Consider the following 13,538-nt stretch of genomic DNA (forward strand, 5'->3'; position numbering starts at 1 on the left):
GTATGAGAAGAGTGAGTCATGGCCAAAAAAAAGGTAACACAAGAGTTTTTAATACATCAAATCGGCTATCCACTCCTATGTGGCATGGCATTTTTTAGTATCTCAATGTCTGCACACTCAGAAGATAAAGCATTGCAAGAAGCTGATTTTGATTCTGTATTTTTAATGGGCGATGCTAAAAAAATTGATGTGTCTCGCTTTAAATACAATAATCCTGTGTTACCTGGAGAATATAATGTTGATGTCTATGTCAACAACAATTGGTTCGGTAAGCGAAAATTTACATTTAAAAGTATTCAAAACCAAAATAATGCTATCACCTGTTTTGACTTAACCACTTTACTTAATTTTGGGGTGAAGAAAGATGCTTTAAGTCAATCCATTGAAAACCTACAAACAGATGATCGCTGCAAAACCATTGATGAGTGGGTTCCAAATGCATTTTATGACTTTGATTCATCATCATTACGTTTAGATATTTCTATTCCACAGATTGCCATGCAAAAAAATGCACAAGGCTATGTTGACCCAAGTATTTGGGATCAAGGAATCAATGCTGGTTTTTTATCATATAGTGCCAGTGCCTATCGTACTCAAAATAATATTTCTGCGGATACATCAAATGCTTTTATGAGTATTGCGGCTGGATGGAACTTAGCCGGTTGGCAATTACGCCATTTTGGACAATGGCAATGGACAAGCGCAAAATCTGCTGATCAAAAACAAGCAAAATACAATACAACCAGTACCTATATTCAAAAATCATTTCCACGCTACCGTGGTGTACTGACGGTTGGAGATAGCCATACCAGTGGTGAGGTATTTGATTCTATTGGCTACCGAGGAATTGATTTTTCAAGCGATGACCGTATGCTTCCAAACAGTATGCAAGGTTATGCACCACAAATTCGAGGCAATGCAAAAACAACGGCCAAAGTCGAAATTAGACAACAAGGGCAACTTATTTATCAAACGACTGTATCGCCAGGACCTTTTGAAATCAATGACTTGTATCCAACCGGTTTTGGTGGTGCAATTGATGTTACCGTGATTGAATCTGACGGACAAATTCAAAAATTTGCTGTACCTTATGCCTCTGTTGTCCAAATGCTTAGACCTCGTATGAACCGGTACGCTTTTACTATTGGTCAATTTCGTGATCAAGGCATCGGATTATCGCCTTTAATTTTCCAAGGCAAATATCAACGCGGCTTGAACAACTATATAACCGGCTATATGGGAATACAAAGTACCAATCACTACTTTGCAGCGACCCTCGGTAGTGCTTTTTCTACACCTATCGGTGCTATTTCTTTTGATGCAACGCAAGCGCAAACACGAGTAAACCACGAGACACAATCGGGCCAAAGTTTCAAAGTCAGTTACAGTAAACTTATTACTCCAACACATACCAATTTAACGCTTGCTGCATATCGTTATTCTACAGAAAATTTTTATAATTTACGCGACGCTATATTAATTGAAGATTTGACTCGCCAAGGGGTAAGTGCATCAAGTGTAGGTAAGCAACGCGGTGAATTTCAGATGACCTTAAACCAAAGCTTGCCAGATGGTTGGGGAAATCTGTATATGATAGGTTCATGGCAAGATTATTGGAATCGCAATGAAACAGCACAGCAATATCAAGTCGGTTACAGTAATCAATTTAAAAGTATGACTTACGGTCTCTCTGCAATGCAGCGCCAATTACAGTCTACAACAGCGCAAAATAGTAAACGCGATACAGAATATCTATTCACTCTCAGCTTCCCTCTTAGCTTTAAAAAATATTCAGCCAATGTTAATGCATCTGTGGCTGATAATAACCAAACGCTTGGAATTAATGGTATTGCAAATGATCGCTTACAATATGGTGCAGCGGTCACACGCCAAGACAATAACAACACGTCATGGAATTTAAATGGTGCATACAAAACCAACTATGCAACCTTTGGTGTTTCTTATAATCAGTCAAATGCTATTAAACAAACCATGCTCAATGTACGTGGTAGTGTGATTGGTCATGCCAAAGGCTTATTATTTGGTGCAGATCAAGGTCAAACTATGGCTATTGTTTATGCACCAGATGCAGCGGGGGCAAGGGTTAACAATGCTACAGGATTACATATTAATCATGCAGGTTATGCATTAATTCCCTACCTCACCCCGTATCGATTAAATGACATTGTATTAGACCCTGAAGATATGTCGAATCATGTTGAACTTGAAGAAACCAGCCAACGTATTGCCCCATATGCAGGTGCAATCTCTAAGGTCAGTTTTGGCACAAAATCTGGTTATGCCATTTATATTGAAAGTAAACGTGAAGATCAGTCCACATTGCCTTTTGCCGCTGAAGTTTATAACGCCAACAATGAAGTGGTCGGTATGGTGGCACAAGGCAGCTTAGTTTATTTACGAAGCAAAGATTCTGTTGGAGATTTAACCGTGAAATGGGGAACAGAATCATCAGAACAATGTCATATTCATTACAACATTCAAGATCAGGTTAAACACGAAGCCAATATGATTATGACCGAGGCCATATGCAAATGAAAAAACTTGCTCTTTTATCTTTACTCGGTGGACTAAGTGCTGGCTATTCGTTATCAACATATGCTGCATGTACACCAAACCAATCATTTAGCACAATTGATATTGCAATGTCTGTGGGCCGTGTTGTGGTTCGTCCAACAGATACTGTGGGTACTGTGCTTAAAAAAGTAAGCTTTCCAATTACCGCCAATAACTCAATTTATAACTGTGATCGTCGCGGGGGCCAAATTATTGCCCAATTATCGCAAAGCTATCCAAAAAGTAATATTGGCGACTCAATTTATAACACCAATATTCCAGGCATTGGTATTCGTTTATATCGAGAAGCTGAGAATGCATCTAATTTTTCAGGGTATTATCCCTATCAAATACAACTTAATACCAACACCAGTTACCGTTTAGCTTCAGGCTATTTTTCTGTGGAAATTATAAAGACAGATACACAAACAGGCTCTGGTGCATTGATGCCAGGAAGGTATAGTTCATACCACAGCAATAGCCACCCAGGCAGTCCTTTTTTGACCAGTACAGTCTATGGTAATACCATCACTATTGCTTCGTCATCTTGTGCAATTCAAGGGGCAAGCAATCAAACCATTACCCTGCCAACAGTAACAAAAGCAGCCTTTACTGGTATAGGTTCGACTCAGGGTAATCAAGCATTTAATTTTAATATTTTATGTAATGGTGGAAATAATAATACAGGGTTTCAGGAAAAAAACAGCATCAGTTTAAAGTTTGGTTTTACTCAAGATACATCAAACGCTAATGTGATTATGAATTCAGCACCTGATAGCACCAAAGCTCGCGGTGTTGGTGTACAAATTGTTTCAGACTATCAAAACAATAGCCAAGCAATAGCCAATGGTGGCAATATTCAACTCGGCACAGTTTCATCGAATGAAGTCGCTCAATATAATGTCCCACTCCGTGCAAGATATTATCAAACCGAAAATACAGTCACCGCAGGTCAAGTGAGAGCCATTGCAACCATTACGATAGATTATCAATAATGACTTGATATGTCGTTTAATTCAACAATAAAAAAGCCACGATCATCGTGGCTTTTTTAAAAAATTAAGCAATTACGCTAATTTTTTAGTTACATAATCAATTGCTGCTTGAACTGTTGTCAATTCATTTGAATCTTCATCAGGAATTGTGATGTCAAAATCATTTTCAAAAGACATCACTAGTTCTACTAAATCTAAAGAGTCAGCCCCTAAATCATCAGTAAAAGATGCATCAGTTTTGATTTCTTCAGCACGCATACCTAATTGTTCAGCAACCGCTTGTTTAACACGTAGTTCGATATCGCTCACAGGAGATCTCCTCATTGCTTGTGGCGTTTTAAAATGCCGTTAGTTTAATTGAATATTGAATATAATGGAAGTTCACAGGCTATTTAAGCCATGTATAAACCGCCGTTTACATGTAATACCGTTCCAGTAATGTAACTTGCCCGCTCGCTTGCTAAAAAGCTTACCGCATTGGCAATGTCTTGTGTATTACCTAAACGACCAAGAGCAACTTGTTCTGTCATTTTTTGACGAATGTCATCACTCAACTGATCTGTCATTTCTGTCGCAATAAAACCAGGTGCAACTGAGTTCACTGTGATTTGACGACTTCCCATTTCTTTTGCAAGGCTACGGCTAAACGCTTCAATGCCCGCTTTTGCTGCAGAATAGTTTGCTTGTCCTGGATTAGCAAAATGTGCAACCACCGAACTAATATTAACAATACGACCAAAGCGCGCACGAGTCATACCTTTTAATACACGTTTAGACAAACGATATACTGCTTTTAAATGTATATTTAAAATGTCATCCCAGTCATCTTCGCTCATACGCAACAATAAATTATCACGTGTGATACCTGCATTGTTGACAAGCACGAGTACAGCACCGTGTTTCTGCTCAATTGCAGTCACAACAGCATCTATGGCAGCAGCATCACGAACATCTAAAACAACGCCTTCACCATGTGCAGCAAACTGCTCGGTTAGTGCATCTGCACCCGCTTGTGATGTGGCTGTACCAACTACAAAATATCCATCTTGAATCAGTTGCTTTGCAATTGCCGCACCAATACCGCGGCTTGCACCAGTGACTAATGCAACTTTACGTTGTTCTTGTGTCATACATTTTCTCCTTCTGCCACTAAAATCGCTTGGAGTGCATCTTCAATCCGACTTTGAGTATCTAATGAAAAAGTTTTTTCAATACCAGGTAAACGCTTTGCCATGTTACTTAATACAGTTCCAGGTCCACATTCAGCCAAATATACAATGCCTTGATCTTGTAATGATTGAATAGTATTGGTCCATTGTACCGATTGATATAGCTGCGCAGTTAGTGATGAACGAAGCTCAGTAATACTCGTTGCAATCGCTGCATTCACATTATGTAGAACAGGTATTTGAGGTAACTCAATGGCAGTTTGTTCCAACGCTTGGGCAAACTGCTCAGCAGCAGGTTTCATCAATGCACAATGTGATGGAACAGAAACAGGCAATGGAATCGCCTTTCCGCCTTGCTCTTTAGCCAATGCCATTACATCGTTCACGGCTTGAGTTGCGCCTGCAATTACCACTTGCCCTTTGGTATTATAATTCGCAGCATCAACGCTGCCTGCATTTGCTTGTGACACTTGCTCACATAAAGTAATAATTTGTGAGTCAGTTAAGCCTAGTATAGCAGCCATTGCACCCTGACCTTCAGGCACAGCACTTTGCATTAATTGGCCACGTAAATGTACAAGCTTTACCGCATCAGTCAATGTCAGCGCTTGTCCTGCAACCAAGGCACTGTATTCACCTAAAGAGTGTCCCGCTAGGAATTTTGGTGCAACACCACCTAAAGACACCCACAAGCGCCATAATGCAATACTTGCAGTCAGTAATACCGGTTGTGTATTTTGTGTTTGATTTAAACCTTTGCCTGACTGTGCAATATGCCATAAGTCAAAACCAACAGCATCAGATGCTTCAGCAAAAGTGTTTTTTATTTCGCTAAATTGTTCTGCAAGATCAGCCAGCATGCCAACTTTTTGTGAGCCTTGGCCCGGAAAAACAAATGCAGTTTTTTCCGCTTGAGCCAGCTGCTCGAGTCGTATAGCAGACATATTCAATACCTTTTTGATCTTCTATTGAAGTTAGGCCAAGCAATTTATCATTATTTGTTGTACTTTTTAATTGCCAAATGCAACATTTCACGCAACAAAAAAGGAGCTTGCGCTCCCTTTTCTAATCAAGTTGCCTTGATCTTACCAATTATTCAGCTGATGCTTTAGCGAACAATTGACGACCACGGTAAAAACCGTCTTTAGTTACGTGGTGACGACGATGAGTCTCACCAGTCGCTTGGTCTACAGTTAATGCATTCTCGGTTAAAGCGTCATGAGAACGGCGCATATCACGGCGAGAGCGGCTTTTACGGTTTTGCTGAACAGCCATGATGGCTCCTTACATAAATCGAAAAAAGGATCAGATCAGAACAAAAAGGTTCTTTTGTGAAAGTATAACATACTTTCTCAGTTAAGTTTACCTTTCAAGTTTGCCAAAATATCAAACGGGTTATCCCGTTTTTCTTCAGCAACGTCCTGTTCACTAGGTTGATGTTTATGTTCACAAGCATCATGCTTAGGGGACAATGGCATCAATAATAATAACTCATCTTCTAAAAGCATGAGCAAATTCACCACAGCAGGTTCATCAAATGTCCCTTTTGTGGAAGACTCGCCTTCGCCAAGAACGATGAAATCAGCATCCTCATCCAAGCGCTCTATCAGTGACTCATCCTCTACCAGTGCCAAATGAACATCTGAAACTAAATCAACCTTTACAGTTTCCAAACAACGTTGGCACTCTAAAGGCGCTTGGGTTTCAATATGCGCATCTAACCATACTAGACGTAAGTATGCGTCCATAGATAGCTTACAATTTACTTGAACCTGTTGATTTTCAACTGATCCAACTGTTTCACGAGCTATACGACTAAGGCGAGACAGGGGCAGTGTTCCTGACCATGTAAAGCCTTGTTCAGCCCATTTAAACGGCTCAATGTGTGCCGGAAAGGTATTTGCTGACATAATTAAGGCGGCAATTCTACAAATTCATCAGAACTCTGTCAAAGTTTAAGATACAATTTCTTACTTTAAAACAGAACATGTGAGTCGATTAAGTCATGAAAATGCTTCAACCAGCGTCAAAACCTTCTTTTTCATCACTTAACACGACACTTTGCCAATTGGACACTCATCTTACAAAAAACCAAGTTAAATTAGCAGCTTGGTCGACTTTGAGCGATGAAACATCTCAAGTGGATTGGCTTATTTTACACTTTAATCATTGGTTTTCATATCACAATGTGAAATTAATTCGTGGTGAGCATGAACCTGAATATTTTCCTGCAACCAAAAATACAGCTGCACAAATTCAATTTGCCCATGGTTTTTTCAATAGCGCTTTGCATGAAATTAGTCATTGGACCATTGCCGGGCCAAAACGTCGTACGTTACCTGATTTAGGCTATTGGTATGCACCTGATGGTCGTACACAAGAACAACAGCAACAATTTGAACAAGTTGAAGTTAAACCACAAGCCATTGAGTGGCTTTTTTCCCGTGCATTTGATCGCCCTTTTCGCGTGTCTTTAGATAATTTAACCGGTGATGCGACCGACAGTACTGCATTTAAAGACCACGTGTATTTACAGGTATCTCGTTATTTATCAGGTGAACAATCACTCCCTCGTGATGCCCTACACTTTATTCATTTTATCTGTCTGTCGGTTCGAGATGGCAACATGCTTAATCCAGATGAGTTTTTAAGGTCTGCACTTGATTAATCATTGGTGTTTTCAATGATTTCGTTTCATAATATAGACTTTACAGGTCACTTTGGAGAGCCATGATGCTTCATTTAAGAGTCCATCCTGACAATCCACAACCTCGACTAATTGAGCAGGCTGTAGATTGTATTCGTCAAGGTGGTGTAGTGGTATATCCTACTGATGCAGCGTATGCAATTGGCTGTCAGATTGGTAATAAAAGCGCAATTGACCGTATTGCCCAAATTCGCCAGTTGAATGAAAAACACCAATATTCGATCTTGTGTAGTGATCTATCTCATTTAGCCAATTTTGCGAAAGTTGATAATCCAACTTATCGGTTGCTTAAATCACACACACCATCGGCCATTACTTTTATTTTGCCTGCAACCAGCGAAGTTCCTAGACGTTTAATGCACCCTAAAAAGAAAACCATTGGTTTACGTGTGCCTGAAAATAAAGTCTGTCAAATGCTTTTACAGTCACTTGGTGAACCATTGTTAACCAGTACTTTAATTTTACCTAATCAAGAAGATCCACTTGATGATCCTTATGAAATTGAAATGCAGCTAGGCAAACGGATTGATTTATTCATTGATAGTGGTTTTGGCACACTCAACCAAACCAGTATTGTGGATTTATCTACTGAGACACCAGCGGTAATTCGTCATGGTTCAGGTGATGTAAGCGCATTTGATTAGGATCAGATGAACCACTATTCTCAGTAGAACAGCGACTATGGTTTTTTAAACATCGATTCTGTCTAAAAAACCAATGCTTTATAATATTTGTAAATAAGTACATCGAAAAAAAGCGTTATAGCCTCGTCACCGTTATAAAAAAACCAATGTTTTTTATAACTAATTTGATATGTTTTAATCTTTTTTACTTTAAAACATTGACCTCGTTATATTTTATTTAGCGTCTTTTCTGCCTTACCCACTATCCTATATATTTTAGATACCCTAAAATGCTTTATTTGTAGCAACATGTCATATATGACACCAAACCTGTTGCATAAAACAGCCGCAATTTGCCATATAGTATGCAATTACTATGTCGTTATTGTGACTGAGTCAGTCAGCATATGAAAGCACTATCGCCCAATTGGCGCAATTTAAAAGCAATGCTTGCCGTATGTAAACTTGGCTCTATGATGTGATCGGCATTGTTAGTAACAACGCCACATTTAAATTTTGCTTTTGGTGTATGGTTTTAAGCCAATTGCCCCCCTGTATCGTCTGCACGTTATATATTCCATCCATATATCGTGCATTGTCAGAAAGATCGACTGCAGGTTATTAATTCTAAGGTTATGCTGTTATGAGTGAAAAACTACAAAAGGTGTTAGCGCGCGTTGGACTTGGGTCTCGTCGCTACATGGAAGAAGTCATTGCCGCAGGTCGTGTAAGCGTCAACGGTAAAGTAGCTCAAGTGGGCGAACGAATTGAACAAGGTGATGAATTACGAATTGATGGACGTAAAGTACAATTTCAGCTTGAAGAAGAAATTCGCCGTCGTGTATTAATTTATTATAAGCCTGAGGGTGAAATTTGTTCACGCAGTGATCCTGAACAGCGCCCAACTGTTTTTGACAGCTTGCCGCAAATTTCTAATGACCGTTGGGTGATGGTTGGTCGATTAGATATTAACAGTACAGGCCTATTGATGTTTACCAACGATGGTGAGTTGGCAAACCGTTTAATGCATCCATCAAATGAAGTCGAGCGTGAATATGCAGTTCGCGTAATGGGTGAATTAACTCCTCAAATGCGCCAAAAACTGATTCAAGGTGTTGAGCTTGATGATGGTCCTGCTAAGTTTGAGTCAATTTCTGATCTTGGTGGTGAAGGAATTAACCGTTGGTATCAAGTTGTGGTTAAAGAGGGACGTAACCGTGAAGTACGTCGTTTATTTGAATCACAAGAATTAAGAGTCAGCCGTTTATTGCGTACGCGCTATGGTACTGTAATTTTACCGCGTGAATTGCGTACAGGACGTTGGACTGAGCTAGATAAGCATGACATCGATACACTTGCTAAACTTGTGGAATTAAAGCCACGTCAAGGTACAGGCTTGTTTGGTATTGCAAAACGCCGTGCGGAAAAAATGGTTGAAAAACCAATGCCTGCACGCCGTGGTGGTTATTTACGTCAGCAGCATCGTACAGACGAACAGCCTTCACAATCACAACAACCACGTCAGCAAAATTCTGAGAAAAACCAGCAGCGTTCACCACAGAATCGTCATAACAAACGTTAAACTGCAATGGGTTTAAAAAATGCCTCAACCGAGGCATTTTTTTATTGCTGTGGAATATCAATCCAAAGTGCTTTTGGAAAGTTTTTAATCATATAATCATATAAATAAGCTTTGGTATCTTTTGCAATAAGATGGTCTTTTGCATCATCATTTAAATTATAGGCAATTGCATGTAATACCACCTGATGTGCTTTTAATGCCTGTAAGCTGAGCAGTGTGTGGTTAATACTGCCTAACCGACCTGATGTAACCAAGATCACTGGCAATTTTTGTGCTTGAATATAGTCGATGGTCAAGTAATGACGAGTGAGCGGCACCATCAACCCACCTGCGCCCTCAAGTAAAACCACATCAAAACGTTCAGACAGTGTGTGTGTTGCGGCTTGAATTTTAGCAAAATCAATTTCACGCTGATCAATTTCTGCAGCCAAATGTGGCGATGCAGGATAGCTAAAAATTTCTGGCATGGTTAAACCCGCATGATCTTCTGCTAAAAAATCAATTCCCATAATTTTTCGATGCATTTGAATATCTTCAGATACAGCTTCATTGCCTGTTTGTATCAACTTTTGGGTAATGACTTGCTGCCCTTGCGCTGCATATTGCTGTGCTAAATATCCTGTGGCATAGGTTTTGCCAATTTCAGTATCAATTCCACTGATAAAATAAACATTGTCTGTCATATCACTCTCCGTGCAATGATATAAATTGGATGATAAGTCAAAGGATATACTGTTAATCCTGTGTCTTGTGGCTGAGCAAATTGCGCATAATCTGCATAAAATTGCGCTAAGCTTTGTTTATTCCACACAAAATCTGTGGTGTTTGCAGTAACACCTGTGGCTTTTAAATGTTTAAGCACGTGTAAAGGATGGGTAAAATTCACATCAATATCATGTTCATGCAGATATAAAATTTCAAAGCCAATCTCTTTTAACTCAGCGCAAAGTTGAGCTGATGATAAATAATGTAAGCCCTGTCCTGTCAATGCTTTCATTTGATGCAAATTTCTTTCACCAAAAATTGAAAATGCCAACACACCATGCTGCTTTAAAGCCTTATGAATTCGCTTAAAGACCTGTTGAATATCTTGCATCCACTGTAAAGCCGAGCTTGAAACCACTGCATCTAAAGGATGTGGCAGTGTGATGGTTTCAATATCTCCAATACAAAAAGACAATGTATCTGCTTTCGGCTGTAATTCAATCACATCTTCATATAAATCATTGGCAATATAATGCTGAGGCTGAATATTCTTGAGCAAAAGCTGTGTTAACGTACCCGAACCACATCCAATTTCAAATATAGATTGCACATCAGTGGGAAAAAACAGATTAATCTGCTCTGCCAAATGCTGACAAATTTGTTGTTGAGCAATCGCATGTTCAGCATAACTGTCTTTGGCTTTGGTAAAGCGCTGCTTCACTTTATCTTTATCAATCGGATTCACAAGATTTGAACCAATTGTGCAAGCTCTGCTTGCTGTATAGATGCATTTAATGAGATCCGTAAGCGTGCACTTGCTTTAGGTACAGTTGGTGGACGTACCGGCATAATATAAAAGCCATGCTGTTGCAAGACGTTGGCTTTAGACAATGCAACATCGCTTTCTCCCACAATAATCGGAACCAAATGACTGCTCGATGGAGAACTATAGCCTTTTAAACGGACTTGTTGCTGTAAATCATGGCTCAATTGGTTCAAATAGCTTCGTGCAGCCACCATACTTTGCATATGCTCAAATACATAAGCTGTCCATGCCACATTTAATGGTGGCAATGCTGTACTAAAAATTAAAGGTCGCATGGTATTAATCAAGTACTGCTTGATGACTTGATGACAAATCAAATATCCACCAATAGATGCCAATGCTTTACCAAATGTTCCGACTAAAAAGTCAATTTGATCCATGACTTGGTATTGTTCTGCACAGCCTAACCCTCGCTCGCCTCGTACACCAATGGCATGGGCTTCATCAACATAAAGCATAACTTTTGAAAAAGTTGCTTTTAATTTCACTAAGGCGGTTAAATCAGTTTCATCTCCATCCATACTAAAAATGCTTTCTGTGACCACAATAATGCGTTCAATTGCTGCATCATCATGATATTTTTCAAGTAAAGTCTGTAGATGAACAAGGTCATTATGTCGGTAGCGCACATAGGTGGCTGAACTCAAACGAATACCATCAATGATGCTTGCATGTACGAGTTTATCCGCAAGAATGAGTGTTTTTGCATCTGTGATTGCAGGTAGAATCCCCAAATTCATATGGTAGCCGCTATTAAAGAGCAATGCCTCTCGCCCAAATGCTTTGGCAATGACATCTTCACATTCCTCGTATGCAGCAAAATTTCCTGTTAATAGACGTGATGAAGAACTGCTTAAATATGCTGAAGATTGAGATAAAAACTGTTCACGTAAATCTAAATCTGAGGCTAAACCCAAATAATCATTGGATGATAGATTCAGCATTGTATGCTGCTGAATGGTAATCCAGCGCGCTTGCTGTACATTGGTGGTTAATGTTCGTAAATTACCACTGTGCTTTAACCGTGTAAGCTGATCTTCGTAATGTTGTAATAATGACATGACTATTCCTTGATTTGCTCAATCACATCAACCAATTTAGTCAGTAACGTTTGCAATGTACTTTTGGTCATCACATATGGCGGCATAACATAAATTAAACGACCAAACGGACGAACCCAAATTCCATTTTCTACAAATAAATCTTGAAGTTGTGCCATATTGACGGCATTTTTCATTTCTACTACGCCAATTGCACCTAAAACACGTACATCAGCGACAGTAGACAATACAGATAAAGGCTGTAAATACTGCGTTAAAGTCTGTGCTAAATCTGAGATGGTCTGTTGCCAATTCGACTCTATAAGCATGGTGGTACTTTTAAGTGCCACTGCACAAGCCAAAGGATTGGCCATAAAGGTGGGTCCATGCATAAATACCGAAGCTTCACCTTGTGAAATGGTGTCTGCCACATGTTTAGTGGTTAAGGTTGCTGCCAAGGTCATGTATCCCCCTGTCAATGCTTTACCAATACACATTACATCAGGTTCAACCCCTGCATGTTCCCAAGCAAATAATTGACCTGTACGCCCAAATCCTGTCGCAATTTCATCAAAAATCATCAGTACCTGATATTGCTCACACAGTATTTTGGCCTGACGTAAATACTCAGGGTGATAAAAACGCATCCCACCTGCCCCTTGTACAATCGGCTCAATAATCATTGCAGCAATATGATGATGATGTTTTTCTAATGTTTCTGCCAAAGGCTCAATATCAGATGGATGCCATGTTCCATGAAAAGTGCTGATTGGTGCAGGTACAAAATAGCGAGTAGGTAATGCAGAACCAAAGACCTGATGCATGCCAGTTACAGGATCACATACGGACATGGCATTCCATGTATCACCATGATAACCCGAGCGTGTCGAGACAAAATTGGTTTTTTGAGTTTTCCCTTGGGCTGTCCAATATTGCACTGCCATTTTGAGTGCGACTTCAACGGCAACAGAACCTGAGTCTGCATAGAAAATTTTGTCTAATTGTGGTGGTGTGATTTTTAATAAAACTTTACCAAGCTCAATGGCAGGGTCATGTGTTAATCCACCAAACATAACGTGCGACATTTTTTCAAGCTGAGAAATCACGGCTTGATTGAGTTCAGGATGATTATAGCCATGAATGGTACACCACCATGATGACATTCCATCAATCAGTTGCCGTCCATCTTCAAGTTCAATGGTCGTACCATATGCCCGTTTAACTTTAAACGTAGGCAGCGGATGAGTCATTGACGTGTAAGGATGCCACAAATGTGTTTGATCGAATGAATCTACCATGCCTGTACTCATTGTCTGA

14 protein-coding genes are annotated in these 13,538 nt (G+C 39.6%); 5 read left to right on the forward strand and 9 right to left on the reverse strand.

The window, feature by feature from the left end; translation table 11 throughout:
• Positions 1-18 precede the first annotated feature (18 nt).
• Both CFY84_RS05455 and CFY84_RS05460 read left to right on the forward strand, forming a co-directional pair.
• Positions 19-2,556 (forward strand): fimbria/pilus outer membrane usher protein, encoded by a 2,538-nt coding sequence (locus tag CFY84_RS05455; protein ID WP_088823154.1) that lies wholly within the window; start codon positions 19-21, stop codon positions 2,554-2,556.
• On the forward strand, positions 2,553-3,569 hold the full coding sequence (locus CFY84_RS05460; protein WP_088823403.1) for a fimbrial protein: 1,017 nt from the start codon (positions 2,553-2,555) through the stop codon (positions 3,567-3,569). The genes CFY84_RS05455 and CFY84_RS05460 overlap by 4 nt, the downstream gene beginning before the upstream one ends.
• Before the next feature lie 72 nt (positions 3,570-3,641).
• Here the strand turns inward: CFY84_RS05460 and acpP are convergent, their stop codons facing one another.
• The 5 genes from acpP to CFY84_RS05485 all read right to left on the reverse strand — a co-directional run bounded on the left by acpP (position 3,642) and on the right by CFY84_RS05485 (position 6,648).
• Positions 3,642-3,878, reverse strand: a complete 237-nt coding sequence (acpP, locus tag CFY84_RS05465) for an acyl carrier protein (RefSeq protein WP_088823155.1) — start codon at positions 3,876-3,878, stop codon at positions 3,642-3,644.
• An 83-nt stretch (positions 3,879-3,961) separates the two neighbouring features.
• The gene (gene fabG / locus CFY84_RS05470) at positions 3,962-4,699 is read right to left on the reverse strand and encodes a 3-oxoacyl-ACP reductase FabG (RefSeq protein ID WP_088823156.1); all 738 of its coding nucleotides are present in this window, start codon (positions 4,697-4,699) and stop codon (positions 3,962-3,964) included.
• On the reverse strand, positions 4,696-5,682 hold the full coding sequence (gene fabD, locus CFY84_RS05475; protein ID WP_088823157.1) for an ACP S-malonyltransferase: 987 nt from the start codon (positions 5,680-5,682) through the stop codon (positions 4,696-4,698). Before fabD ends, fabG begins: the two co-directional genes overlap by 4 nt.
• A gap of 148 nt (positions 5,683-5,830) precedes the next feature.
• A complete protein-coding gene (gene rpmF, locus CFY84_RS05480; RefSeq protein ID WP_023273709.1) occupies positions 5,831-6,013 on the reverse strand; it encodes a 50S ribosomal protein L32 in 183 nt (60 codons plus the stop codon).
• 77 nt (positions 6,014-6,090) lie between these two features.
• Entirely contained in the window at positions 6,091-6,648 is a 558-nt protein-coding gene (locus CFY84_RS05485) for a YceD family protein (protein ID WP_088823158.1), read from the reverse strand.
• A 95-nt stretch (positions 6,649-6,743) separates the two neighbouring features.
• On the opposite strand from CFY84_RS05485, the gene CFY84_RS05490 reads away from it, so the two are divergent.
• The 3 genes from CFY84_RS05490 (at position 6,744) to rluB (ending at position 9,650) form a co-directional block, all read left to right on the forward strand.
• On the forward strand, positions 6,744-7,406 hold the full coding sequence (locus tag CFY84_RS05490) for an elongation factor P hydroxylase (protein WP_088823159.1): 663 nt from the start codon (positions 6,744-6,746) through the stop codon (positions 7,404-7,406).
• A 65-nt stretch (positions 7,407-7,471) separates the two neighbouring features.
• The gene (locus tag CFY84_RS05495; RefSeq protein ID WP_088823160.1) at positions 7,472-8,089 is read left to right on the forward strand and encodes an L-threonylcarbamoyladenylate synthase; all 618 of its coding nucleotides are present in this window, start codon (positions 7,472-7,474) and stop codon (positions 8,087-8,089) included.
• A gap of 622 nt (positions 8,090-8,711) precedes the next feature.
• Positions 8,712-9,650, forward strand: coding sequence for a 23S rRNA pseudouridine(2605) synthase RluB (rluB, locus tag CFY84_RS05500; protein ID WP_088823161.1), 939 nt, complete (start codon positions 8,712-8,714; stop codon positions 9,648-9,650).
• 41 nt (positions 9,651-9,691) lie between these two features.
• Here rluB and bioD read toward each other — a convergent pair whose 3' ends face one another.
• From bioD to bioA, 4 genes are read right to left on the reverse strand one after another with little or no spacing between them, the layout of a single operon-like run.
• A complete protein-coding gene (gene bioD / locus CFY84_RS05505) occupies positions 9,692-10,333 on the reverse strand; it encodes a dethiobiotin synthase (RefSeq protein ID WP_088823162.1) in 642 nt (213 codons plus the stop codon).
• Complete coding sequence (gene bioC, locus CFY84_RS05510; protein ID WP_171289037.1) at positions 10,330-11,100, reverse strand: malonyl-ACP O-methyltransferase BioC; 771 nt, start codon at positions 11,098-11,100, stop codon at positions 10,330-10,332. Before bioC ends, bioD begins: the two co-directional genes overlap by 4 nt.
• Positions 11,097-12,242 (reverse strand): 8-amino-7-oxononanoate synthase, encoded by a 1,146-nt coding sequence (locus CFY84_RS05515; protein ID WP_088823164.1) that lies wholly within the window; start codon positions 12,240-12,242, stop codon positions 11,097-11,099. The genes bioC and CFY84_RS05515 overlap by 4 nt, the downstream gene beginning before the upstream one ends.
• Positions 12,243-12,244: 2 nt before the next feature.
• Positions 12,245-13,519, reverse strand: a complete 1,275-nt coding sequence (gene bioA / locus CFY84_RS05520) for an adenosylmethionine--8-amino-7-oxononanoate transaminase (protein ID WP_088823165.1) — start codon at positions 13,517-13,519, stop codon at positions 12,245-12,247.
• Positions 13,520-13,538: the final 19 nt, after the last annotated feature.

It is taken from the genome of Acinetobacter apis, assembly GCF_900197575.1.
Lineage (GTDB): Bacteria > Pseudomonadota > Gammaproteobacteria > Pseudomonadales > Moraxellaceae > Acinetobacter > Acinetobacter apis.